The sequence below is a fragment of the Chelativorans sp. AA-79 genome (genome assembly GCF_029457495.1).
Lineage (GTDB): Bacteria > Pseudomonadota > Alphaproteobacteria > Rhizobiales > Rhizobiaceae > Chelativorans.
The window spans coordinates 2,454,192-2,477,052 of sequence record NZ_CP120361.1; the positions used below are offsets into that span (position 1 = coordinate 2,454,192).

The 22,861-nt window shown below is 64.8% G+C and carries 22 protein-coding genes; 12 read left to right on the forward strand and 10 right to left on the reverse strand.

The window, feature by feature from the left end; all coding sequences use genetic code 11:
- Positions 1–61 precede the first annotated feature (61 nt).
- The 5 genes from gor (at position 62) to PVE73_RS11925 (ending at position 6,094) form a co-directional block, all read left to right on the forward strand.
- Positions 62–1,453, forward strand: a complete 1,392-nt coding sequence (gene gor / locus PVE73_RS11905) for a glutathione-disulfide reductase (RefSeq protein ID WP_277367116.1) — start codon at positions 62–64, stop codon at positions 1,451–1,453.
- 156 nt (positions 1,454–1,609) lie between these two features.
- Positions 1,610–2,986, forward strand: a complete 1,377-nt coding sequence (locus tag PVE73_RS11910; RefSeq protein ID WP_277367117.1) for a 3-deoxy-7-phosphoheptulonate synthase class II — start codon at positions 1,610–1,612, stop codon at positions 2,984–2,986.
- Between the two features lie 316 nt (positions 2,987–3,302).
- Positions 3,303–3,749, forward strand: coding sequence for a GFA family protein (locus PVE73_RS11915; RefSeq protein WP_277367118.1), 447 nt, complete (start codon positions 3,303–3,305; stop codon positions 3,747–3,749).
- Positions 3,746–4,339 (forward strand): hemerythrin domain-containing protein, encoded by a 594-nt coding sequence (locus PVE73_RS11920; protein WP_277367119.1) that lies wholly within the window; start codon positions 3,746–3,748, stop codon positions 4,337–4,339. The genes PVE73_RS11915 and PVE73_RS11920 overlap by 4 nt, the downstream gene beginning before the upstream one ends.
- A gap of 45 nt (positions 4,340–4,384) precedes the next feature.
- Positions 4,385–6,094: an NAD+ synthase gene (locus PVE73_RS11925; RefSeq protein ID WP_277367120.1), complete on the forward strand. Its 1,710-nt coding sequence runs from the start codon at positions 4,385–4,387 to the stop codon at positions 6,092–6,094.
- A 59-nt stretch (positions 6,095–6,153) separates the two neighbouring features.
- Here the strand turns inward: PVE73_RS11925 and PVE73_RS11930 are convergent, their stop codons facing one another.
- Genes PVE73_RS11930 through PVE73_RS11940 form a run of 3 tightly spaced genes read right to left on the reverse strand, consistent with a single transcriptional unit; the run spans position 6,154 to position 7,519 of the window.
- Positions 6,154–6,798: an ATP-dependent Clp protease proteolytic subunit gene (locus tag PVE73_RS11930; protein WP_277367121.1), complete on the reverse strand. Its 645-nt coding sequence runs from the start codon at positions 6,796–6,798 to the stop codon at positions 6,154–6,156.
- Between the two features lie 41 nt (positions 6,799–6,839).
- The gene (locus tag PVE73_RS11935; protein WP_277367122.1) at positions 6,840–7,208 is read right to left on the reverse strand and encodes an SRPBCC domain-containing protein; all 369 of its coding nucleotides are present in this window, start codon (positions 7,206–7,208) and stop codon (positions 6,840–6,842) included.
- A complete protein-coding gene (locus PVE73_RS11940) occupies positions 7,205–7,519 on the reverse strand; it encodes a metalloregulator ArsR/SmtB family transcription factor (protein ID WP_277367431.1) in 315 nt (104 codons plus the stop codon). Before PVE73_RS11940 ends, PVE73_RS11935 begins: the two co-directional genes overlap by 4 nt.
- Positions 7,520–7,697: 178 nt before the next feature.
- Between PVE73_RS11940 and PVE73_RS11945 the strand changes: the two genes are divergently transcribed.
- Positions 7,698–8,942, forward strand: coding sequence for an MFS transporter (locus PVE73_RS11945; protein ID WP_277367123.1), 1,245 nt, complete (start codon positions 7,698–7,700; stop codon positions 8,940–8,942).
- Positions 8,939–10,309, forward strand: coding sequence for a glutamate--tRNA ligase (gltX, locus tag PVE73_RS11950; protein WP_277367124.1), 1,371 nt, complete (start codon positions 8,939–8,941; stop codon positions 10,307–10,309). Before PVE73_RS11945 ends, gltX begins: the two co-directional genes overlap by 4 nt.
- Here gltX and PVE73_RS11955 read toward each other — a convergent pair.
- The 4 genes from PVE73_RS11955 to PVE73_RS11970 form a co-directional block, all read right to left on the reverse strand.
- Positions 10,227–10,598 (reverse strand): hypothetical protein, encoded by a 372-nt coding sequence (locus tag PVE73_RS11955; RefSeq protein ID WP_277367125.1) that lies wholly within the window; start codon positions 10,596–10,598, stop codon positions 10,227–10,229. The two genes, gltX and PVE73_RS11955, sit on opposite strands and share 83 nt — an antisense overlap.
- A gap of 98 nt (positions 10,599–10,696) precedes the next feature.
- The gene (locus tag PVE73_RS11960) at positions 10,697–13,009 is read right to left on the reverse strand and encodes an NADP-dependent malic enzyme (RefSeq protein WP_277367126.1); all 2,313 of its coding nucleotides are present in this window, start codon (positions 13,007–13,009) and stop codon (positions 10,697–10,699) included.
- 96 nt (positions 13,010–13,105) lie between these two features.
- Positions 13,106–13,948, reverse strand: a complete 843-nt coding sequence (locus PVE73_RS11965) for a fumarylacetoacetate hydrolase family protein (protein ID WP_277367127.1) — start codon at positions 13,946–13,948, stop codon at positions 13,106–13,108.
- A gap of 51 nt (positions 13,949–13,999) precedes the next feature.
- Positions 14,000–14,779, reverse strand: a complete 780-nt coding sequence (locus PVE73_RS11970) for an SDR family oxidoreductase (protein WP_277367128.1) — start codon at positions 14,777–14,779, stop codon at positions 14,000–14,002.
- A gap of 120 nt (positions 14,780–14,899) precedes the next feature.
- On the opposite strand from PVE73_RS11970, the gene PVE73_RS11975 reads away from it, so the two are divergent.
- Positions 14,900–15,721: a UDP-2,3-diacylglucosamine diphosphatase gene (locus PVE73_RS11975; protein ID WP_277367129.1), complete on the forward strand. Its 822-nt coding sequence runs from the start codon at positions 14,900–14,902 to the stop codon at positions 15,719–15,721.
- Between the two features lie 85 nt (positions 15,722–15,806).
- On the opposite strand, the gene PVE73_RS11980 is transcribed toward PVE73_RS11975, so the two are convergent.
- Positions 15,807–16,145 carry a YnfA family protein gene (locus PVE73_RS11980; RefSeq protein WP_277367130.1) on the reverse strand — a complete coding sequence of 113 codons (339 nt, stop codon included), beginning with the start codon at positions 16,143–16,145 and terminating at the stop codon, positions 15,807–15,809.
- Positions 16,146–16,155: 10 nt separating this feature from the next.
- On the reverse strand, positions 16,156–17,139 hold the full coding sequence (gene dgcA, locus PVE73_RS11985; RefSeq protein ID WP_277367131.1) for an N-acetyl-D-Glu racemase DgcA: 984 nt from the start codon (positions 17,137–17,139) through the stop codon (positions 16,156–16,158).
- 106 nt (positions 17,140–17,245) lie between these two features.
- On the opposite strand from dgcA, the gene PVE73_RS11990 reads away from it, so the two are divergent.
- The 4 genes from PVE73_RS11990 (at position 17,246) to PVE73_RS12005 (ending at position 21,344) form a co-directional block, all read left to right on the forward strand.
- Positions 17,246–18,433 (forward strand): ABC transporter permease, encoded by a 1,188-nt coding sequence (locus tag PVE73_RS11990; protein WP_277367132.1) that lies wholly within the window; start codon positions 17,246–17,248, stop codon positions 18,431–18,433.
- 1 nt (position 18,434) lies between these two features.
- A complete protein-coding gene (locus tag PVE73_RS11995; protein WP_277367133.1) occupies positions 18,435–19,271 on the forward strand; it encodes an ATP-binding cassette domain-containing protein in 837 nt (278 codons plus the stop codon).
- 27 nt (positions 19,272–19,298) lie between these two features.
- Complete coding sequence (locus tag PVE73_RS12000; protein ID WP_277367134.1) at positions 19,299–20,675, forward strand: MlaD family protein; 1,377 nt, start codon at positions 19,299–19,301, stop codon at positions 20,673–20,675.
- Positions 20,676–20,750: 75 nt separating this feature from the next.
- Positions 20,751–21,344, forward strand: a complete 594-nt coding sequence (locus tag PVE73_RS12005; RefSeq protein ID WP_277367135.1) for an ABC-type transport auxiliary lipoprotein family protein — start codon at positions 20,751–20,753, stop codon at positions 21,342–21,344.
- A gap of 99 nt (positions 21,345–21,443) precedes the next feature.
- On the opposite strand, the gene glnA is transcribed toward PVE73_RS12005, so the two are convergent.
- Positions 21,444–22,853 (reverse strand): type I glutamate--ammonia ligase, encoded by a 1,410-nt coding sequence (glnA, locus tag PVE73_RS12010; RefSeq protein WP_277367136.1) that lies wholly within the window; start codon positions 22,851–22,853, stop codon positions 21,444–21,446.
- Positions 22,854–22,861: the final 8 nt, after the last annotated feature.

Below are 22,861 nucleotides of genomic sequence, written 5' to 3' on the forward strand. Positions count from 1 at the left end.
TCTTTTGCGGCGCGACGTCATAGCTGCAGGGAAACGAAAAACACGAGTGGCGGGTGAGACCATGGCGACTTACGACCTCGACCTCTTTGTCATCGGCGGCGGATCGGGCGGCGTGCGTGCCGGGCGGCTGGCCGCGGCGATGGGCAAGCGCGTGGCGATCGCGGAGGAATACCGATTCGGCGGCACCTGCGTGATCCGCGGCTGCGTGCCGAAGAAGCTCTTCGTCTACGCGTCCCAGTTCCCGGAGCATTTCGAGGATGCGGCCGGCTACGGCTGGACCGTCGGAGAAACCAGCTTCGATTGGCCGACGCTCGTGGCCAACAAGGACCGTGAGATCGCCCGGCTGGAGGGACTCTACCGCAAGGGCCTCGAAAATGCCGGCGCACGGATCATCGAGGGCAGGGCGGTTCTCCTCGACCGGCACACGGTGCAGGTCGGCGCCGAGACGCTGACGGCGGAAAACATCCTGATCGCCACCGGCGGCAGGCCCAACCCGCACGAGGCGCTGCCCGGGCGCGAGCACTGCATCTACTCCAACGAAGCCTTCGACCTGACGGAGCTGCCGCGCACCATCGCCATCGAGGGCGGCGGCTACATCGCCGTCGAATTCGCCAACATCTTCCACGGGCTCGGCGTCGAGACCACGCTCATCTATCGCGGCAAGGAGATCCTGAGCCGCTTCGACGGGGATGTCCGCCGCGGCCTGCACGAAGCCATGGAGGCCAAGGGCATCCGCATCATCTGCCAGGACATCATCGAGAAGGTGGAGAAGCGGGCGGATGGCAGGCTCGACACACAACTGATGTCGGGCAATGTGGAGACCTTCGACAAGGTCATGCTCGCCATCGGCCGCCTTCCGAACACGGAAGGGCTGGGGCTGGAGAAGACCGGCGTGGAAACCGGCGTGAAAGGCGAGATCCGCGTTGACGCATATTCACGTACGAGTGTGGAGAATATCTGGGCGATCGGCGACGTCACCGACCGGGTGCAGCTGACGCCCGTCGCCATCCACGAGGCGATGTGCTTCATCGAGACCGTGTTCAAGGACAATCCGACCGAGGTCGACCATCAGGACATCGCGACGGCGGTGTTCTCGCAGCCGGAGATCGGCACGGTGGGACTGTCGGAAGAAGATGCGGCGAGGCGTTTCGAGGAGCTCGAGATCTACCGCGCCAGCTTCCGCCCCATGCGCCACACGCTGTCGGGCCGCCAGGAGAAGATGATCATGAAGCTCGTGGTCGACGCCTCCTCGCGCCGCGTGGTTGGCGCGCACATCCTGGGACCCGATGCCGGCGAGATGGCGCAGCTCTTGGGCATTGCGATCAAGGGTGAGCTTACCAAGGACGTCTTCGACCGCACCATGGCCGTGCATCCCACCGCCGCGGAAGAGCTGGTGACGATGTACCGGCCGACCTATCGTGTGAGAAATGGAGAGCGCCTGTACGATCGCTAGATCGCGCCGCGTAAGACTGTCGCTCCTCAATTCCAGCGGATCAATTTCACATCGATTCGCGGTGAAATGCGGGGTAGTATCCTGGCGAAGCTTCCGGTAAATAGCCGCCAGCCTGCCGGATTATGCCGGGGGCGGACGAAGCTTATGGGTGCTGACATGACGAAATGGTCGCCGAGTTCCTGGAGAGAGAAGCCGATTCAGCAGGTCCCGGCCTATCCGGACGCTGCCGCGCTGGCCGAGGTCGAGGCTCGCATGGCGACCTATCCGCCGCTCGTTTTTGCGGGCGAGGCGCGCAAGCTCAAGAGGCAGCTCGCCACCGTCGCCAATGGCGAAGCATTCCTGCTCCAGGGCGGTGACTGCGCGGAGAGCTTCTCCGAGCACGGGGCCGACAATATCCGCGATTTCTTCCGCGTTTTCCTGCAGATGGCGGTCGTTCTGACCTTCGGCGGCGCCCAGCCCGTGGTCAAGGTCGGGCGCATCGCCGGGCAGTTCGCCAAGCCGCGCTCGTCGGACTCCGAGACCAAGGGCGCGGTGACGCTGCCCGCCTACCGCGGCGACATCATCAACGGCATCGATTTCTCCGAGAATTCGCGCGTGCCCGATCCGGCGCGCCAGGAGATGGCCTACCGGCAGTCCGCCGCGACGCTCAACCTCCTGCGCGCCTTCGCCCAGGGCGGCTATGCCAATCTGGAGAACGTGCACAAGTGGATGGTGGGCTTCATCTCCGATAGCCCGCAGGGCGAGCGTTACAAGGCTCTGGCCGACCGCATATCCGAGACGATGGATTTCATGCGCGCCATCGGCATCAATGCGGAAAGCCATCCCTCGCTGCGCGAGACGGATTTCTACACCAGCCACGAGGCCCTGCTTCTCGGCTATGAGGAAGCGCTGACGCGCGTCGATTCCACCTCCGGCGAGTGGTACGCCACCTCCGGCCACATGATCTGGATCGGCGACCGTACGCGCCAGCCCGACCACGCCCATGTGGAATATGCCCGCGGCGTGAAGAACCCGCTCGGCCTCAAATGCGGCCCGTCGCTGGAGCCGGACACGCTGATCCGCCTCATCGATGCGCTCAATCCGCAGAACGAGGCCGGCCGGCTGACGCTGATCGCACGCTTCGGCGCCGACAAGGTGGCCGATCACCTGCCGAAGCTCGTTCGCGCGGTCGAGAAGGAAGGCCGCAAGGTGGTGTGGTCCTGCGATCCCATGCACGGCAACACGATCTCGCTCAACGGCTATAAGACGCGGCCCTTCGACCGGATCCTGAAGGAGGTCGAGACCTTTTTCGAGGTGCACCGGGCCGAAGGCACGCATCCGGGCGGCATCCATGTCGAGATGACCGGCAAGAACGTCACCGAGTGCACCGGCGGCGCGCGCGCGATCTCGGCCGACGATCTGCAGGACCGCTACCACACCCATTGTGATCCGCGCCTTAACGCCGACCAGGCGCTGGAGCTTGCTTTCCTGGTGGCGGAGCTTCTGAAGAAGGATGCCGCTGCGCACCCGCAGAGGAAGGCGGCTGCAGGCTGAGGCCGGCCACTCCCCCCGTCATTCCCGCCGACCGAACGGAGAGCCGAACGCATTGGGAGGTGCAGCCGGTCTCCGCGGAAACGGGGACGGTTCCGAAGGGTGCGCGGGAGCAGGAAGCACGCCGATTTCCGCGACGAAAGGATTCTGGATAGCCCTTCGGGGCTTCCGGGATGATGCGTCGGCGTTTCAGCGCTTGCTCGCCCCGTCTTGTTTCATTTCGTCGCGCACCCACATTGACCGCAGCGTTCAATGCTCTGAAATGTCATCCGCGTCCGCGCCGTGGCATGATGCCGCCAGATCACAGGGGAGATAGTCGATGAGCGAGATCAGGCACGGTGCTTGCCTGTGCGGCGCCGTCCATTTCCGCGCTGCGGGCAAGTTGCGCGGCGTGGTCTATTGCCACTGCTCGCAATGCCGCAGGCAGACCGGGCACCACTATGCCGCGACCGACGTGGAGGATGCGCGGCTCACCATCGAGGGGGCCGAGAACCTTACCTGGTATGCCGCGTCGGATTTTGCCAGACGCGGCTTTTGCCGTATCTGCGGCTCGGCGCTCTTCTGGAAGCGCAACGATGCCGACGTGACATCGATCATGGCCGGCAGCTTCGACCGCCCGAGCGGGCTCAAGGCGGAGGCGCACATCTTCGTTGCCGACAAGGGTGACTACTATGAAATCACGGATGGGCTGCCGCAATATGCGCGGTCGAGCCCCTCGGTTCCGGTCGCGGAGGAGGCGCCGGAGAACGACGAAGGGCGAGCATGAGCGATCTGCCGAGCGGTCTTCTCATCGACCACCGCACCGGACTGCCGGAGGACCTGCGCTTCCTGGCGGAAAAATATCCGCGCGAGACCTGGGCCGGCCACGCCAATCTCGGCGAGATGGCGCAGTTCTGGCTGCAGCGGCACGATATGTTCCGCGAACTGGGCGGGATGCTGCAAAAAAGCGTCTCAGACTATCGTGAGGGGCTTCTGCCGCCGGCCGGGTTTGCGCAGTGGTTCGCGCCGCGCCTCAACTTCTTCCTGCAGCAGCTCCACGGCCATCATCAGGTGGAGGACCTGCACTATTTTCCTGTGTTCGCGAGGGCGGAGCGGCGGCTGCAGCGTGGTTTCGACATCCTCGACAGCGACCATCACGTCATCCACGACGCGCTGGAGCGCAACGCGGCAACGGCACGCGAATTCCTCGTTGCCCTGCAACAGGATGCGGACAAGCAACATTTTGCCGCCGATGCCTATGCGGACGAGAACGAGCGGCTGATCCACATGCTCACTCGCCACCTCCACGACGAGGAAGACCTCATCATCCCGCTGATGCTCGACCGGGGCGAGGATGCGCTGGGCGTTGCCGGCTGAGGTGCGACGGTTGCAAGCTTTCGGACCGCAAGCTAGATGAGCTTCATGACCAACGCCGCTCCCGATATCCTCCGCATCGCCGTCGCGCAGTTGAATCCCACCGTGGGCGACATTACCGGCAATCTCGCCAAGGCGCGCGAAGCGCGGGCGGATGCCTCCCGGCAGGGTGCGGACCTCGTCCTCTTCACCGAACTCTTCATCGCCGGCTACCCGCCGGAGGACCTGGTGATGAAGCCTGCCTTCGTCACTGCCTGCGAGGAGGCGGTGCGGGAATTCGCCGCCGATACGGCCGACGGGGGCCCGGGCGTCATCATCGGCACGCCGCTGAAGCGCGAGAGTGGCGTGCACAATTCCGTCATGGTGCTCGACGGCGGCACGATACTCGCCGAGCGTCACAAGCTTGACCTGCCGAATTACGGCGAGTTCGACGAAAAGCGCGTCTTCCAGGCCGGGCCGAGCATGCCCGGTCCCGTCAACTTCCGTGGCGTGCGGCTCGGCATCCCGATCTGCGAGGACATCTGGGGCAAGCTCGACGTGTGCGAGACGCTGGCCGAATCGGGTGCGGAGATCCTGCTCGTCCCGAATGGTTCGCCCTACTACCGCGGCAAGGTGGAGGTGCGCCAGCAGGTCGCGATCGTGCAGGTGATCGAAAGCGGCCTGCCGCTCCTTTATGCCAATATGCTCGGCGGGCAGGACGAGCTCGTTTTCGACGGCGCCTCCTTCGCGATTTCAGCGGACAAATCGCTGGCCTTCCAGATGAGCCAGTTCGAAGAGACGGTGGCCGTCACCACCTGGCGTAGAGGCCGCGACGCCGAAGGCGCGCAAACGGGAGAGCCCGACGGCTGGGTCTGCTCGGACGGCCCGATGGCCATCATCCCCGAGAAGGAAGAGGCGGACTATCGCGCCTGCATGCTGGGCCTGCGCGATTATGTGAACAAGAACGGCTTCAGGAATGTCGTGCTTGGCCTTTCCGGCGGCGTCGATTCCGCGCTCTGCGCGGCACTTGCCGTCGACGCCCTTGGCGAGGAGCGGGTGAGGGCGGTGATGATGCCCTACCGTTACACGTCGAGGGAATCGCTTCGTGATGCGGAGGACTGCGCACGGGCGCTCGGCTGCCGCTACGACATCGTGCCGATCCACGAGCCGGTGGAGGGTTTCCGCAACGCGCTCGGCCAACTGTTCGAGGGTACGGAGGAGGGGATTACCGAGGAGAACCTGCAAAGCCGCGCGCGCGGCACGCTGCTCATGGCCATCTCCAACAAGTTCGGCTCCATGGTGGTGACCACCGGCAACAAGTCGGAGATGTCGGTGGGTTACGCCACGCTCTATGGCGATATGAACGGCGGTTTCAACCCGATCAAGGATCTCTACAAGATGCAGGTCTATGCGCTCTGCCGCTGGCGCAACGCGCATGTGCCGCCCACCGCGCTTGGACCTTCCGGCGAGGTGATCCCGTCCGCAATCATCGACAAGGCGCCCTCGGCGGAACTGCGCCCCGACCAGACCGACCAGGATTCGCTGCCGCCCTATCCGATGCTCGACGATATCCTCGAATGCCTGGTGGAAAACGAGATGGGCGTCGACGACATCGTCGCGCGGGGGCACGATCGCGAGCTCGTCCACCGGGTGGAGCACCTGCTCTACGTGGCCGAGTACAAGCGCCGGCAGGCCGCACCCGGCGTGAAGATCACCAAGAAGAATTTCGGGCGCGACCGCCGCTATCCCATCACGAACAAGTTCCGCGACCGGCAGTAGGGCGTTCGGCTTCCGCGGGGCTTCCCCGGCACCACGGGGCCGCGTTCCGGAAACCGCCTTCAGTCGAAAGAGACGCCGTCCCTTATCTGCTTCATCGGCATCTCCAGCGCCGCGCGGCGGCTATAGACGTGATCGACCAAACCCCATTCGCGGGCGTCCTCGGCGGTCATGAAGAAATCGCGGTCGAGCGTGCGCTCCACCTCTTCTTCCGTCCGTCCGCAGTGCTCGGCGTAAAGCCGGATCATCCGCCGCTTGAGCCTCGCCACGTTCTGCGCGTGGCGCTCGATATCGGAAGCCTGTCCCTGGAAGCCGCCCAGCGGCTGATGCAGGATGATGCTGGCATTCGGCAGCGCGACGCGCATGCCGGGTTCACCGGCCATGAGAAGGAAGGACCCCATGGAGGCGGCCGAGCCCAGGCAGAGCGTCGCCACCGGACACTGGATGAACTGCATCGTGTCGTAGATCGCAAAGCCGCTGGAGACCACGCCTCCCGGCGAATTGATGTAGAAGGCGATCTCCTTCTTCGGGTTCTCCGCCTCCAGATGCAGCATCTGGGCGCAGATGAGGGCGGCGGAATTGTCGTCCACCTGGCCGTTCAGGAAGACGATGCGCTCGCGCAGGAGGCGCGAGAAGATGTCGAAGGCGCGCTCGCCGCGCGCGGACTGTTCGACCACCATGGGGACGAGATTCATCGTGTCGCGCATGGCGCAACCTCCTTTTGAAACAGGTAATTGAGGCGCTTTCTTTAAGCCGCCAGTGCCAGCGGCGGCCGGTTCGAATTGGCGGCGCCGCCGACGCGTGCGGTCGTCTCGCCATGGGTCAGGCGGAACCACGTGCGGCCGGCAGACAGCCGCTCGAGTTCGACGGTGACGGCCGGCGGCGCATCGGGGCTTTCGGGATCGTGCCAGGCGTAGCGCACGCGGCTGTAAGGCTTCGCTTCGACGATCGGGTAGCTCGGCCCCTGCGCATCTTCGTCCGCCGGCCGCGCGCCCAGCCAGTCGGCCAGGAAAGGCTCCTGCGTCAGCGCCCGCCAGAGCTTTTCGGGCGAGGCCTCCATCTCGCATTCCACGACGACTTCGTCCGGCCTGGTGTCAGCTTCGTCCTCGGGGATCATTGATCCATCTCCTTCAGAAGCGCCTTCAGCCTTTCGACGCGCGTCGGCCAGAAGGTGCGGTAGCGGGTGAGCCAGTCGAACACCGGCGCAAGCCCCTCGGGCGCCAGGCTATAGTGCACATGGCGGCCGCTCTTCTTTTCCGCGATGAGGCCCGCGCTGCGCAGCACCGCGACGTGCTGGGACACCGCCGGCTGCGAGATGCCGAGGCCCTCGCGCAGCTCCGTCGCGTTCTTCTCGCCCTCGAGCAACCGCTCCAGTACAGCGCGCCTTGTCGGGTCCGCCAAGGCACGAAAGACTTCCGACTCGTTCATGATGATAGATAAGCACATGCTTATCTATCATGCAAGTGCCGTTGCGCCAGCGCGAAAAAGCCGGTGTGACAGGGTGGCCCGTGCCTTGCGCGATCGGGATAAGCGCCTAGGATTGTGCCGTCCTTGCCCGAGTCCGGTATCGGCCGAAGCCTGCCGGCACTCCCCACCAGAGAATTCGATGTCCTTTTTTCATTTCCTTCGCGAGAACGCCCGGTGGCTCGCCGGCGGGTTCCTGCTCACCTACTTCTCTTCTTTCGGCCAGACCTTCTTCATATCGATCTCTGCGGGCAATGTGCGCGCTGAATACGGGCTCTCCAACGGCCAGTTCGGCATTATCTACATGCTGGCCACTCTTGCCAGCGCCTTGACGCTCTCCCGTTTCGGTCAGATCGTCGACCGCTACTCGGTGAAGACGGTCACCGTCATCATCGTGCCCGTTCTGGCGCTTGCCTGCGTGTCGATGGCGCTGTCCACTTCGATCGTCGTGCTTTGCGTGACGATCTATCTCCTGCGCCTCTTCGGGCAGGGGATGATGACGCAGAACGCCTTCACCGCCATGGGGCGCTGGTTCTCCGCCCAGCGCGGGCGCGCCGTCTCCATCGTCACTCTCGGGCACAATGCGGGCGAGGCAACCCTGCCGCTGACCTTTGTCGCATTGGCCGGGGCATTGGGCTGGCGCAACGGCTGGCTGCTCGGGGCCGCTTTCCTGATCGCCGTGGCTCTGCCGCTTATCGCCGCCCTCATGGCCGTCGAGCGTACGCCGCGCTCCACGGATCCGGCGGCGCGCCCGACGACTGGACGCGACTGGACGCGGGGTGAGGTGGTTCGCGACCCGCTGTTCTATGTGCTCCTGCTCGGAGTCATGGCGCCGGGCTTCATCGGCACCACCATTGCCTTCCACCAGGTCTATCTGGTGGAACTGCGCGGATGGTCGCTGGAAATCTTCGCTTCCGCCTTCACCGTTTCGGCAACGATGACGATTCTCTTCGCGCTGGTGGCCGGCCAACTCATTGACCGCTTCTCCGCAGCCGCGGTATTGCCGGCCTTTCTCCTGCCGCTCGGTGCGGCCTGCTTCGTGCTGGCCTTCTTCGAGGGCCGGTGGAGCGTCTTCGTTTTCATGGGGCTGCTCGGAATGTCCAACGGCTTTTCCTCCACGCTGATGGGCGCGCTATGGCCGGAAATCTATGGCATCCGGCATCTTGGCGCGGTGCGTGCGCTGGTCGTCGCCATTCTCGTCCTCGCCACGGCCGTGGGACCCGGGCTGACGGGCGCGCTGATCGACTTCGGGGTCTCCTATCCGCTGCAGATCGCGGCCATGGGGCTTTATTGCCTTGCCGCCGCGTTCCTGATGCTGCTCGTCTCGCGCCGTCTGCGCGCGCGTGCCTTGCCAAGCACGCACACCTCCGCTACCTCCGCGCCATGAGTGTCACGGTCCGCTTCGCCCCGTCCCCCACGGGGCAGATCCATATCGGCAACGCCCGCACGGCGCTGTTCAACTGGCTGTTCGCAAAAAAGGCCGGCGGGCGCTTTGTGCTGCGTTTCGACGATACGGATGTCGGGCGCTCGCGGCGCGAATATGCCAATCAGATCGAGGCGGACCTTGGCTGGCTCGGCATTGCGCCGGACCTGACGGTGCGCCAGTCGGAACGCTTCGCTCTCTACGAACGCGCCGTGGAGAAGCTCCAGACCGCCGGCTTCCTTTACCCCTGCTACGAGACGCCGGAGGAACTGGAGCTTCGCCGCAAGATCAGGCTCTCGCGCCGCCTGCCGCCGGTCTACGGACGCGAGGCGCTGAAGCTCTCCGGCGAGCAGAAGGCCGCGTTCGAGGATGAGGGGCGCAGGCCGCACTGGCGCTTCCTGCTGCCCAATTTCGATGCCGATCCCTTTTCGCCGAAGCGCACGGAAGTCCGCTGGGACGATATCGTGCGCGGGCCGCAGACGGTGGATCTGGCCTCCATGTCAGACCCCGTGCTGGTGCGCGAAGACGGGACGTTCCTCTACACGCTGCCCTCGGTGGTGGACGATATCGACCTTGGCATCACCCATGTGATCCGCGGCGACGACCATGTTACCAATACGGGCGCGCAGATTGCGCTTTTCGAGGCGCTGGGCGCGACGGCGCCGGCCTTCGGCCATCACAATCTGCTGACCACCGTCACGGGCGAGGGGCTTTCCAAGCGCACGGGCTCACTCTCCATTGCCGGTCTCCGGGATGGTGGAATAGAGCCCATGGCCGTCGCCTCGCTGGCGGTCCTCATCGGCACGTCGGAAACTGTGACGGCTTATCGCGACATGGAGGCGCTTGCCGCGCAGTTCGATCCCGCATCGAGCTCGAAATCCTCTGCCAAGTTCGACCCGGTGGAGCTTGAAGCGCTGAGCCGCTCGCTCATCCAGTCCATGCCCTTCGAGGAAGCGGCTCCCCGGCTTGCCGGAATGGGCATAGGCGGGCCCAAGGCAGAGCCCTTCTGGCTCGCCGTGCGCGGCAACATAGAGAAGCTTTCCGATGCCGCCAACTGGTGGCGCATCGTGGCCGAAGGGCCGGAGAAAGCGGAGCTTTCGGAGGACGACCGCGCCTTCGTGCGCGAAGCCTTGAACCTCCTGCCGCCCGAGCCCTGGGATCGCGAGACCTGGCGCTCCTGGACGGAAGCGGTGAAAGAGAAGACCGGGCGCAAGGGCAAAGCGCTTTTCAAGCCCCTGCGCCTGGCGCTCACCGGGCGCGAGGCTGGTCCGGAGCTCGCAGATTTATTGCCCCTTCTGGGTCGGGAAGGAATTTCGGCCCGACGACCCTGACATTCTTCTCGGCTTCCGTCATCGGCCGGACGGCTGCCTCCTGGGGCTTCCCGGCATCATCGGCGGTCACACCCACGTCCGGAATCTCCTCGATGGAGGAAGGTGCCGCCTCCGGCGCGCGGATCGAGGAGGTCTTCTCGAGGCCCGGTGCTGGATCGCTTTCGTATTTGCCTCCGATCACGGTGTAGCCGATCGATTGGGCCGTGGCGCCCGTGCTTCCAAGACAAAGCGCGAGCGCCGCAAGAAGGGCAAGGCGCGCCGGGGTCAACGAATTGTCTGAACGCTGCATCCGTATCTCCACAGACCACTCGCCGCGGCTCTTCCAGGCATGGCCGCGATCGGGATGGGAATGGTCTGGAAGCCTATCGGGTTCCGGTTAAATGCCCGTTAGCCCGGAAGGCTCAATTGCCGGTTTTGCGCCTGCAGGGCCTCGACCGCCGCGAGTGCCGTCATGTTCACGATGCCACGCGAGGTGACCGACGGCGTCAGGATATGCGCCGGGCGGGCCGCGCCCAGCAGGATCGGCCCGACATGGAGCGCGTCGGTCATCTCCTTCACCGTGGTCAGCGTGATGTTCGCCGCGTCGAGATTGGGGAAGACGAGCAGGTTTGCCTCGCCCTTGAGGAGGGCATGCGGGTAGACGCGCTGGCGCAGTTCCTCCGAAAGGGCCGCGTCGCCGTGCATCTCGCCGTCGACCACCAGATCGGGAGCGATGCGATGCAGGATCGAGACCGCCTCGCGCATCTTGAGCGCGCTGGGCGAATCGCGCGAGCCGAAATCCGAATGGGAGAGGAGGGCGGCCTTGGGATCGATGCCGAAGCGGCGGATTTCCTCTGCTGCAAGCACCGTCATCTCCGCGATCTCAGCCGCGGAAGGGTCAAGCGTCACATAGGTGTCGGTGAAGAACACCACACCCTGCTGCGTGATGAGCAGGGAGAGGGCGGAAAGGTCGTGCACGCCATCCCGCCTGCCGATGATGGCCTCCACATAGCGCAGGTGCCGCTCGAACCGGCCTTCCAAGCCGCAGATCATGGCGTCCGCCTCACCGCGCATCATGGCGAGAGCGGCGATCACGGTGGTGTTGGTGCGCACCAGCGTGCGCGCCACCTCGGTGGTCACGCCGCGCCTTCCGGCGATACTGATCAGGAGATCCACATAGTCGCGGTAGCGCGGGTCGTCTTCCGGATTGATGATCTCGAAGTCCTTGCCCGGCTTGATCTTGAGGCCGTAGCGCTGCAGCCGCACCTCCACCACATGCGGGCGGCCGATGAGGATCGGCTGCGCCAGCCCTTCCTCAAGCACGACCTGGGCCGCGCGCAGCACGCGCTCGTCCTCCCCGTCGGCATAGATCACACGCTTGCGGCCGGCCTGCTTGGCGGCGGAGAAAACCGGCTTCATGACGAGGCCGGAGCGGAAGACGAAGCGGTTCAGCCGGTCGAGATAGACGTCCATATCCTCGATCGGCCGGGTGGCGGCACCCGAATCCATGGCCGCCTTCGCCACGGCGGGGGCGATTCGCAGGATGAGCCGCGGGTCGAAAGCCGAAGGAATCAGGAAGTCGGGCCCGAAGATCGGTGTCTCGCCGGAATAGGCGCGCGCGGCCACGTCCGAGGGCTCCTCGCGCGCAAGGGCTGCGATCGCGCGCACGGCGGCGAGCTTCATCTCCTCGTTGATCGCCGTGGCGCCCACGTCGAGCGCGCCGCGGAAGATATAGGGGAAGCAGAGGACGTTGTTGACCTGGTTCGGGTAGTCCGACCGGCCGGTGCAGATCATGGCATCCGGCCGCGCCTTGCGCGCAAGCTCCGGCATGATCTCGGGATTGGGATTGGCGAGCGCCAGGATAAGCGGACGTTCCGCCATTCCTTTCAGCATCTCGGGCTTCAGGACGCCGCCGGCCGAAAGGCCGAGGAAGACATCCGCCCCGCCGATGACATCGGCGAGCGCGCGGGCGGTGGTGTCCTTGAGATAAGGCTCCTTCCAGCGATCCATCTCCTCGACGCGACCGCGATAGGCCACGCCGTGGCGGTCGGTCACCCAGATATTCTCCGCCTTCGCGCCGAGGGAGACGAGCAGGTTGAGGCAGGCGATGGCCGCCGCCCCCGCGCCGGAGGTGACGATCTTGACCGAGGCGATGTCCTTGCCGGCAAGCTCCAGCCCGTTGAGCACCGCGGCCGCCACGATGATCGCCGTCCCGTGCTGGTCGTCGTGGAAGACCGGGATCTTCATGCGTGCCTTGAGGCGCTCCTCCACCTCGAAGCATTCGGGCGCCTTGATGTCCTCCAGATTGATGCCGCCGAAGGTTGGCTCCAGCGCCGCGATGGTCTCCACCATGCGGTCGATCTCGTCCGCATCGATCTCGATGTCGAACACGTTGATGCCGGCGAATTTCTTGAAGAGGACGGCCTTGCCCTCCATCACCGGCTTGGAGGCGAGCGGCCCGATATCGCCGAGGCCCAGCACCGCCGTGCCATTCGACACGACGCCCACCAGATTGGCCCGCGAGGTGTAGTCGGCAGCAAGCGCCGGATCCTCGTGGATCGCCAGGCAGGGTGCCGCCACGCCCGGCGAATAGGCCAGCGCCAGGTCGCGCTGATTGCCGAGCGGCTTCGTCGGCTGGATTTCCAGCTTGCCCGGGGTGGGATGGCGATGGAAGAAGAGGGCAGCCTCGTCGAGATCGGATTTCACGTCCTTGTCCGCCATGCTTACCGCCGCCCTTGCCGGCCATGTGTTGGAAAGTAGATGAATAGGCGACGGAGAGCCGTCATTTCCGAATGTGCAATCCCGCTATATGAACGGCTACCGCGCCACGACGCGCTGGCGCTGCTCGCCCAGGCCGGCGATGCCGAGGCGCATCTCGTCGCCCTCCTTCAGAAACACCTGCGGCTTCCGTCCCATGCCGACGCCGGGCGGCGTGCCCGTGGTGATCACGTCGCCGGGCTCCAGCACCATGAAGCGTGATAGATAGGAGACGATCTCGGCCACGGAGAAGATCATGGTGCTCGTGTTGCCCGTCTGCATGCGCTCGCCGTTCACATCCAGGAACATGTCGAGGTTCTGCGGATCGGCGATCTCGTCCGGCGTGACGATCCAGGGGCCGAGCGGCCCGAAGGTCGGTGCGCTCTTGCCCTTGATCCACTGGCCACCGCGCTCGGCCTGGTATTCGCGCTCCGAAACGTCGTTGCAGACCGCGTAGCCGAATACGCGCGAAAGCGCCTCCTCCTGGGAGACATAATCGCAGCGCTCGCCGATGATGACGGCGAGCTCCACCTCCCAGTCGGTCTTCCGCGACTCCTTCGGCAGCATCACGTCGTCATCCGGGCCGGAGAGGCAGCTCGGCGCCTTGGAGAAGACGACGGGCTCGCCCGGCACCGGCAGGTTCGATTCGGCCGCGTGATCGGCATAGTTGAGGCCGATGGCGATGAAGTGCCCCGTGCGCGCGACCGGCGCGCCGGTGCGCGTCATCTCCGGCACCGTCGGCAGCGCGGCGAGGTCGGCCGAGCGAAGGATGCGGATGAGCGCCGGCGAAATGGTTTCCGGCATGTAGTCGGCCACCAGGGAGGAGACGTCCCGAATGGTCCCGTCGGTGTGGAGAACGGCCGGCTTTTCCGCGCCCTTGTTGCCAAAACGCAAGAGTTTCAAGTGTTTCCTCCTTACTCAGATCGACATGCCGCGAACGCGGCTTCGGAAAAATCAGAAGGCGCTCGGGAACAGCCCGCCATCGAGCCGGATGTTCTGGCCTGTGATGTAGCCCGCATGGACCGAGCACAGGAAGGCGCAGACCTGGCCGAATTCCTCCGGCGTGCCGAAGCGGCCCGCGGGCACCGCGGCTGCCTGGCGCCGTTCCTGCTCCTCATAGCTGACGCCGGCCCGCTCCGCCGCGTAGCGGACGCCGGCGGCCAGCCGCTCGGTATCGAACTTGCCGGGCAGCATATGGTTGATGGTGACGTTCCTCGCCGCGAGCTGGCGCACGACGCCGGCCAGAAATGCCGTCAGCCCAGCGCGGGCACCGGACGAGAGGTCGAGTCCCTGAATGGGCATGTAGACCGAGAGCGAGGTGATGTTGACGATCCGCCCGAAGCCGCGCTCGGCCATGCCGTTCGCCGTCGCCTGGATCAGCTCCAGCGGCGTCACCATATTCTGGGTCACGCCTTTCAGCATATCCTCGCGGGTGAGCGTGCTGAATTCGCGTTGCGGCGGGCCGGCATTGTTGTTGACCAGGATGTCCGGGGCCGGGCAGGCGGCAAGCAGCGCCTTCTGGCCGTCCTGGCTCGAGACGTCTGCCGCGACCTCCGTCACCGAAACGCCGAATCGGTCGCGAATCTCGCGCGCCGTCTTCCCGAGGCTTTCCGGGTCGCGGCCGTTGACGACCAGATTGCAGCCCGCCTCCGCCAGCGCCATGGCACAGCCGCGGCCGAGTCCCCGGCTCGATGCACAGACAATGGCGCTCCTGCCCTTGATGCCAAGATCCATCGGAAATTCCCGTTCAGTTTCCGTTGATCGTCTACTCCCGCCTCTCCTGCATGGCAACCGTCACATGGCTGTGACATGAATCAAGGCATAGGGAGCGCAATTCCAAAGCTGGACATGGCCATGCTTGCGACCGCGCCCCGCACCTTCCGCACCATCTTCCTTTCGGACATCCATCTGGGGTCGAAGCCGGCCAAGGCGGAGTTCCTCATCGATTTCCTCCGCCACCACGAGGCCGATACGATCTATCTGGTGGGGGATATCGTCGACGGATGGCGTCTCCGACGCTCCTGGCACTGGCCGCAGTTCCACAACGACGTGGTGCAGAAGCTCCTGCGCAAGGCGCGCAAGGGCACGAAGATCATCTACATTGCCGGGAACCATGACGAGTTCCTGCGGTCCTTCCAGGGCGTGCATTTCGGCGGGATCGTGGTGGCGGACCGGGCGGTCCACGAGGGCGTGGACGGCCGGCGCTTCCTCGTCATCCATGGCGACCAGTTCGATACCGTTGTGCAGAATGTCCGCTGGCTCGCCTATCTCGGCGACAAGGCTTACGACGTTGCCATCGTGGTGAACCGCGTGATTGCTGCCGTCCGCAGGCTTTCCGGCCAGCCCTACTGGTCCTTCTCCTCCTGGGCCAAGGTAAAGGTGAAGAAGGCGGTGAAGTATATCAGTTCCTTCCAGGACGTGCTGGCGCAGGAAGCGCTGCGGGCGGAAGTGGACGGCGTCATCTGCGGCCATATCCATCACGCTGCGATGGAGGAGATCAAGGGCGTGCAATACATGAACACCGGCGACTGGGTGGAAAGCTGTACTGCGCTGGTGGAAGATTTCGAGGGCAATTTCGAGATCATCACCTGGGCGAAGGCTTCGGCGGTGCCGGAGATCGTCAAGCAGCCGCGCACGCGCACTCCCGCCAAGGAGGAAGTCGCCGAGGCGGCTTGAGCGGAATGCGTTCGCATTGGCTCACGCGTTTCCGCATTAGTTCGACGGCGAGTGATTCGACGCTATCCAAACAGTGCTTGGCGCCTCATGATGTCCGCGGCGCGAAGAGGATGATGCAGGCCGCGAGAATCGCGATGCCGCCGCCGGCGACGTCCCATACGTCCGGCTTCTGACCTTCAGCAAACCACAGCCAGAGAAGTGAAGCGGTGATGTAGATCCCGCCATAGGCCGCATAGGCGCGTCCCGCATAGGGGCTGGGCAGGAGTGTGAGCAGATAGCCAAACAGGAGCAGCGAAGCGATGCCGGGGCCGAGCCAAAGGACCGACTTGCCCTGCCGCAGCCATGCCCAGAAAGCGAAGCATCCTGCGATCTCCGCAAGGGCTGCGGCGGTGAAGACGAAGGCGGTGCCGATGGCGGCGGGCATATCGCCGTTATCACCCCCACAATTCAGGCGCGGGCGGCGACACCTGCGCGCCGTCATAGGCCAGTCCCGGAACGCGGTCGCGCGCGAGCAGCAGCGGGCCGTCGAGATCGACGAACTCCGCCCCCTGCGCGAGCAGGACCGCCGGCGCCATGGCGAGCGACGTGCCCACCATGCAGCCGATCATGATGGAGAAGCCGAGATCGCGGGCCCGGTCGCGCAAAAGGAGCGCCTCGGTCAGCCCGCCGGTCTTGTCGAGCTTGATGTTCAAGGCGTCATAGAGACCCTTCAGCCGCTCCAGGTCGGCCGTCGTGTGCAGGCTCTCGTCGGCGCAGATGGGGACGGGATGGGGGATATCCGCAAGGACCGCGTCTTTGCCGGCAGGGAGCGGCTGCTCGATCAGCGCGACGCGGTTTTCCGCTGCCGCTTTCAGGTTTTCCTCCAGATTGGCTTCGGTCCAACCCTCATTGGCGTCGACGATGAGCCGGCTTCGGGGGGCTGCGGCGGCGACCGCGCGCATGCGTGCCGCATCGTCCCCGCCGCCGACCTTTATCTTGAGGAGCGGACGGGCGGCGTGCCGGCGCGCCTCGGCGGCCATCTCGTCCGGCGTGCCCAGCGAGACGGTCTGGGCGGTCACCAGGGGGCGGGGCGGGGCATCGCAGACCGCTTCTGCCACGCGCCTTCCCATCCGTTTCGCCTCGAGGTCCCACAAGGCGCAATCGACGGCATTGCGGGCGGCGCCTGCAGGCATGCGCTTCAACAGCGTGTGCCGGTCGATGCAGTCGGCGATGGCGCCTCGCACCTCCTCGATCTGCGCGGCCACGCTTTCGAGCGATTCGCCGTAGCGCGCATAGGGAACGCACTCGCCGCGCCCGGTGGCCGTTTCCTCCGACAGGATGCAGGTGATCACCTGCGCCTCGATTTTTGCGCCGCGCGAGATGCGGAACACGCCTGCGATCGGGAAATTCTCGACTTCGATGGCCATTGAGCGTGGCATGAAAACCTCAATCGGTTGGCGAGAGCGGGGATCGGCCCCATCTATGCAGAGCTTTCGCGGGCAAAGCCGTTTCCTTCCCGGCCTCTCCGCTTTAAGGATGTTGGCCATGGTGTTCAATAGTTTGACCCGGAGAGGCGGCGCGCCCGCACAGGCCGATCCGGCAGCGCCGAGCCTCGATCTTCACGAAGACGGAAGCGCGCTCGCCTGCCGGCTTTCCGGCCATTGGACGACGCGCACGGTGAGCCACGTCGACGAGGCCGTTCGCAGACTGCGCAACCGGGACGGCATCAGCCATCTCACCATCGATCTCGGCGCGGTGCGGCAGTTCGATACGGCCGGCGCCTGGCTGGTGGCGAAGCTCGTGGCCAGCCAGCAGGAGCGCGGGGCCAAGGTCGAGATCAGCGGCCAGTCGGAGGCGGCTTCCATTCTTCTGGCCGCCGTCGCTCCCACCGCCGAAGAGCCGCCCTCGCCGAAGGACGGGCACCGGGGCGCGTGGATCGCGGCGATGTTCGCGGCGGTCGGCCGCACGACATATGACGTGAAAGACGATATCCTCTACGGGATGCACATCCTCGGCGCGACGATCAGCGGCGCGCAGATGAAGCTCGGCCGCGGGCACGCAGTCAATCCCGCCGCGATCGCCAGCCAGATCGACCGCATGGGCGTCGGCTCGATCCCCATCATCATCCTGATGTCGGCTGTGGTCGGTGCCATCATCGCGCAGCAGGGCGCTTTCCAACTGCGCTATTTCGGCGCGGAGATATTCACGGTCGATCTGGTCGGCATCCTCATCCTGCGTGAGCTCGGGGTGCTGCTCACCGCGATCATGATCGCCGGCCGCTCCGGCAGCGCGATCACGGCCGAGATCGGCTCCATGAAGATGCGCGAGGAGGTGGACGCGCTCACCGTCATCGGTCTCAATCCCGTCGGCGTGCTGGTCTTCCCCCGGCTCGTGGCGCTCGTCATCGCCGTGCCCTGCCTCACCATCATTGCAAATTTCGCCGCGCTCGGCGGTGCGATCCTCGTCGCCTGGTTCTACTCCGATATCACGCCGGCGACATTCGTGCGGCGGCTCCATGATGCGATCGACCTCACCAGCATCTTCGCCGGGCTCATCAAGGCTCCCTTCATGGCCATGATCATCGGGATCATCGCTTCCGTCGAGGGGATGAAGGTGGGCGGCAGCGCGGAATCTCTGGGCCGTCACGTCACTTCGTCGGTCGTGAAGACGATCTTTCTCGTGATCGTGATCGACGGTCTCTTCGCCATGTTCTATGCAGCGATCGATTTCTGACATGATGGCGACAGGCAGTAACGAAGACGCGGCACCGGCCGCAGACGGAAGCGGCGAGCGGCGGAGCGATGCCCGGCGGGACCGGGAGATCGTGCTGCAGGCCCGGGATGTCACCGTCAGCTTCGGCCGGACCACCGTGCTCGAAAACCTCTCGCTCAACGTCTACCGTGGGGAGATTCTCGGCTTCGTGGGCGCATCGGGTGCAGGCAAATCTGTACTGCTCAGGGCCATCCTGGGACTCGTTCCCAAACAAGCGGGAACGATCTCGATGTTCGGCGTGGACCTCGGGGAGATGGACGACGCCGAGCGCATGCTGATCGACATGCGTCAGGGGGTTCTGTTCCAGCACGGGGCGCTTTTCTCGGCGCTTTCCGTAATCGAGAACATCCAGGTGCCGATGCGCGAATATCTCGACCTGCCGAAGAAGCTGATGGACGAACTCGCCCTGCTCAAGCTGGAGCTCGTGGGTCTGAGTCGCGACGCGGCCGGCAAATTCCCCTCCGAGCTTTCGGGCGGCATGATCAAGCGCGCAGCACTGGCCCGCGCGCTGGCGCTGGATCCCGATATCGTCTTTCTCGACGAGCCCACCTCGGGTCTCGATCCGATCGGCGCGGCGGAGTTCGACGAGCTCGTCGCCAAAATGCGCGATACTATGGGCTTGACGGTCTATATGGTGACGCACGATCTCGACAGCCTGCTTACGGTGTGCGACCGGATTGCAGTGCTGGGAAAGAAGCGCGTGCTGGTGGAAGGCACGGTGGACGACATGATGCACAGCGAAGAGCCCTGGGTGAAATCCTATTTCAGGGGCAAGCGGGCCAGGCAGGTCGTGCGCTGAGGAATGATGAACAAAGATGCCTGAATAATGGAAACAAAAGCAAATTACGTCATTGTCGGGATCTTCACGATCCTCGCCATCCTGGCCGCTTTCGGCTTCGTCTACTGGACGGCGGGCGTCGGCGAGAGCGGCAACATGGCGCCCGTACGCTTCCGCATTCCAGGCTCTGCGGCGGGCCTCGGCACGGGCAGCGCCGTGCTCTTCAACGGCGTCAGGGTCGGCACGGTGGAAGGGGTTCATCTCGATGCGAACAATCCAGGGATCGCCATCGCCGAAGCGCGCGTCGACCGCAACGCGCCCATCACGCCTTCCACAAAGGCCGATGTGGGGCTGGCGAGCCTGACGACCGGGCAGGCCAATATCGATCTCACCGGCGGCAATCCGCAGGAGCCCAATCTGATCCGGCTTGCGGAAGAGCAGGGCACGATCGCCGAGATGACTGCAAATCCCTCCGCCGTCACCAATCTGCTGCAGACAGCGCAGAGCCTCATGTCGCGTGCGGATGCCGTGATGGACCAGCTCGAAGGCTTCGTGACGGATGCGCGCGGGCCCCTCACGGAGACGGTCAGGAACGCGCAGTCCTTCTCGGAAGCGCTGGCGCGCAATGCCGAAGGCATCGACAGTTTCCTCGAGAATGTGAGTGCGCTCTCGCAGACCATCTCCAATGTCTCCGGCCAGCTCGATTCGACCTTGAGCGCGGCGGAGGACCTGATCACGTCCGTGGACCGGGACAAGATCGCGAATATTGTGGAAAACATCGACACGTTCACACAGCGCCTTGATGGCGTCAGCGGCCAGTTCGACGCCATCGCCAGCGGGGTGAACGATGCCGTTTCCTCCATCAACGGATTCTCGACGCAGGCGAACGAGACGCTGAAGAGGGTGGATACGCTGGTCGCCGGCGTCGATCCGGACGACATCGGAAACGCCGTCCGCAATTTCGAGGAAGCGAGCCAGGCGATCAGCAAGGCCTCCGCCGACATCGCGCAGGTGAGCGAGACCGTCGGTGACAGGACCGAGGACATCGATCAGTTCATCACCGATGCGAAGGAGCTCGCGAGCCGGCTGAATACGGCTTCCGTGCGGGTCGACGGCATTCTCGCGAAGCTCGACGGCATGCTCGACACCGGGGATGGGCAGGATCTTTTCGCCGAGGCGAGCGCCACACTGCAGTCCTTCCGCCAAGTGGCCGATACGCTGAACACACGCCTCGGCCCCATCACCGAGGGCCTCTCCCGCTTCTCCGGGCAGGGGCTGCGCGACGTCGAGGCATTGGTGGGTGATGCCCGGCGCGCGATCTCGCGCATCGAGAGCGCCGTTACCGACCTGGAGCAGAATCCGCAGCGCATCATCACCGGTGGCGACGGGACCATTCGCCGATACGAGGGCCGGGCCCGGCGTTGACAAGCCCCGGCGGGGCCCGCAAAAGAAAGTTGATGCGGGGTCGGACGCTTTTCATTCAGGAGCAAGGGGTTGGGTTTGAAGCATGCTCATTGCGGGCTGGTGATCCTGAGCCTGATACTTGGCGGCTGCGCCGCCATTCCCGGCTTCGGGCCTCCTCCGGTGGATGCCTATGATCTGAGCGCGCCGCTCCTGCAGCCGGTAAGCGCCAGGCGCGCGCGCACCCAGATCCTCGTCCCGGAGCCAGCCGCGCTGAAACTCCTCGACGGCCAGGATGTCGCCATCCGGACGGCAAGCGGCGCTCTGCAGCTCCTAGGCGGTGCACGCTGGTCGGACCGGCTGCCGAAGCTCGTGCAGTCGCGTCTCGTGGAAGCGTTCCAGCGCACCGACAGACTCGCGGGCGTCGGCCGGCCGGGAGAGGGCCTCGCCATCGATTACCAGGTGATCGTCGACATACGCGCGTTCGAGGTGCGAGTGGGAAGCGATCAGGCCCATGTGGAGCTTTTCGTGAAGGTGCTCGACGACCGCAGCGGCCAAGTGCGCGCCTCGCGCGACTTCGTGACCAGCGCGCCGGTCACGGGAACTGGCGACGAGGCCTTTATCGCAGCCCTGGACCAGGCCTTCAATGCCGCGGTGGCCGATATCGTCGCCTGGTCGCTGGACGTCATCTGAGGGCATTCGCTTCGCTGCGGGTCTCGCCCTGAATGTGGGGAAACAAACACCCCGGGCTCGTGCCCGGGGTGTTTTCGTCGAACCGTTCGCCTGAAAGGCCTACACCGAATAATACATGTCGAACTCGACCGGATGCGGCGTCATCTCGAAGCGCAGCACCTCGGCCATCTTGAGCTCGATATAGGCGTCGATCTGGTCGTCGTCGAAGACACCGCCGGCCTTCAGGAAGCTGCGGTCCTTGTCCAGATTCATCAGCGCTTCACGCAACGAACCGGAGACGGTCGGGACCTTCTTCAGCTCCTTCGGCGGCAGGTCGTAGAGATCCTTGTCCATGGCCTGGCCGGGATGGATCTTGTTCTTGATGCCGTCGAGGCCGGCCATCAGCATGGCAGCGAAAGCGAGGTAGGGGTTCGCCGTCGGGTCCGGGAAGCGGACCTCCACGCGCTTGGCCTTCGGCGAGGAGCCGAAGGGGATGCGGCAGGAAGCCGAGCGGTTGCGTGCCGAATAGGCGAGCAGAACCGGCGCCTCGAAGCCCGGCACCAGACGCTTGTAAGAGTTGGTGGTCGGGTTGGTGAAAGCGTTGATGGCCTTGGCATGCTTGATGATGCCGCCGATGTAATAGAGGCAGGTTTCCGACAGGCCGGCATATTCGTTGCCGGCGAAAGTGGGCTTGCCCTCCTTCCAGATCGACTGGTGCACGTGCATGCCCGAGCCGTTGTCGCCATAGACCGGCTTCGGCATGAAGGTGGCCGTCTTGCCGTAGGCGTTGGCGACCTGATGCACCACATACTTGTAGATCTGCATCTTGTCGGCGTTGCGCACGAGCGTGTCGAACTTGATGCCGAGTTCGTGCTGGGCGGCCGCCACCTCGTGGTGGTGCTTTTCCACGACCACGCCCATGTCGCTCAGCACGCTCAGCATCTCGGAACGCATATCCTGAAGCGAATCGACCGGCGGGACCGGGAAATAGCCGCCCTTCACGCGCGGGCGGTGGCCGAGATTGCCCGTCTCGTAATCCGTGTCGTCATTCGAGGGAAGCTCGGAGGAATCGAGCTTGAAGCCGGTGTTGTAAGCGTCCGCCTTGTATTTCACGTCGTCGAAGACGAAGAACTCGGCTTCCGGACCCACATAGACAGTGTCGCCGATGCCCTCGGCGCGCAGATAGGCCTCCGCCTTCTTGGCCGTGCCGCGCGGGTCGCGGTTGTAGGCCTCGCCCGAGACCGGGTCCAGAATGTCGCAGTAGACGACCATGGTCGACTGGGCGAAGAACGGGTCCATATGGGCCGTCTCCGGCTCCGGCATCAGGACCATGTCGGACTCGTTGATGGCCTTCCAGCCGGCGATCGAGGAACCGTCGAACATCACGCCGTCGGCGAACATGTCCTCGTCCACCGCGACAACGTCCATCGTCACGTGCTGGAGCTTGCCCTTCGGGTCCGTAAAGCGCAGATCAACGAACTTCACCTCGTTGTCCTTGATCTGCTTCAAAATGTCCTGTGCTGTCGTCATGTGTCTTC

What these genes read in the sequence shown, in the direction of transcription:
- gor (WP_277367116.1), top strand. Translation starts at nt 62, where the DNA reads ATGGCGACTTACGACCTCGACCTCTTTGTCATCGGCGGCGGATCGGGC.
- PVE73_RS11910 (WP_277367117.1), top strand. Translation starts at nt 1,610, where the DNA reads ATGACGAAATGGTCGCCGAGTTCCTGGAGAGAGAAGCCGATTCAGCAG.
- PVE73_RS11915 (WP_277367118.1), top strand. Translation starts at nt 3,303, where the DNA reads ATGAGCGAGATCAGGCACGGTGCTTGCCTGTGCGGCGCCGTCCATTTC.
- PVE73_RS11920 (WP_277367119.1), top strand. Translation starts at nt 3,746, where the DNA reads ATGAGCGATCTGCCGAGCGGTCTTCTCATCGACCACCGCACCGGACTG.
- PVE73_RS11925 (WP_277367120.1), top strand. Translation starts at nt 4,385, where the DNA reads ATGACCAACGCCGCTCCCGATATCCTCCGCATCGCCGTCGCGCAGTTG.
- PVE73_RS11930 (WP_277367121.1), bottom strand. Translation starts at nt 6,798, where the DNA reads ATGCGCGACACGATGAATCTCGTCCCCATGGTGGTCGAACAGTCCGCG.
- PVE73_RS11935 (WP_277367122.1), bottom strand. Translation starts at nt 7,208, where the DNA reads ATGATCCCCGAGGACGAAGCTGACACCAGGCCGGACGAAGTCGTCGTG.
- PVE73_RS11940 (WP_277367431.1), bottom strand. Translation starts at nt 7,519, where the DNA reads ATGAACGAGTCGGAAGTCTTTCGTGCCTTGGCGGACCCGACAAGGCGC.
- PVE73_RS11945 (WP_277367123.1), top strand. Translation starts at nt 7,698, where the DNA reads ATGTCCTTTTTTCATTTCCTTCGCGAGAACGCCCGGTGGCTCGCCGGC.
- gltX (WP_277367124.1), top strand. Translation starts at nt 8,939, where the DNA reads ATGAGTGTCACGGTCCGCTTCGCCCCGTCCCCCACGGGGCAGATCCAT.
- PVE73_RS11955 (WP_277367125.1), bottom strand. Translation starts at nt 10,598, where the DNA reads ATGCAGCGTTCAGACAATTCGTTGACCCCGGCGCGCCTTGCCCTTCTT.
- PVE73_RS11960 (WP_277367126.1), bottom strand. Translation starts at nt 13,009, where the DNA reads ATGGCGGACAAGGACGTGAAATCCGATCTCGACGAGGCTGCCCTCTTC.
- PVE73_RS11970 (WP_277367128.1), bottom strand. Translation starts at nt 14,779, where the DNA reads ATGGATCTTGGCATCAAGGGCAGGAGCGCCATTGTCTGTGCATCGAGC.
- PVE73_RS11975 (WP_277367129.1), top strand. Translation starts at nt 14,900, where the DNA reads ATGCTTGCGACCGCGCCCCGCACCTTCCGCACCATCTTCCTTTCGGAC.
- PVE73_RS11980 (WP_277367130.1), bottom strand. Translation starts at nt 16,145, where the DNA reads ATGCCCGCCGCCATCGGCACCGCCTTCGTCTTCACCGCCGCAGCCCTT.
- dgcA (WP_277367131.1), bottom strand. Translation starts at nt 17,139, where the DNA reads ATGCCACGCTCAATGGCCATCGAAGTCGAGAATTTCCCGATCGCAGGC.
- PVE73_RS11990 (WP_277367132.1), top strand. Translation starts at nt 17,246, where the DNA reads ATGGTGTTCAATAGTTTGACCCGGAGAGGCGGCGCGCCCGCACAGGCC.
- PVE73_RS11995 (WP_277367133.1), top strand. Translation starts at nt 18,435, where the DNA reads ATGATGGCGACAGGCAGTAACGAAGACGCGGCACCGGCCGCAGACGGA.
- PVE73_RS12000 (WP_277367134.1), top strand. Translation starts at nt 19,299, where the DNA reads ATGGAAACAAAAGCAAATTACGTCATTGTCGGGATCTTCACGATCCTC.
- glnA (WP_277367136.1), bottom strand. Translation starts at nt 22,853, where the DNA reads ATGACGACAGCACAGGACATTTTGAAGCAGATCAAGGACAACGAGGTG.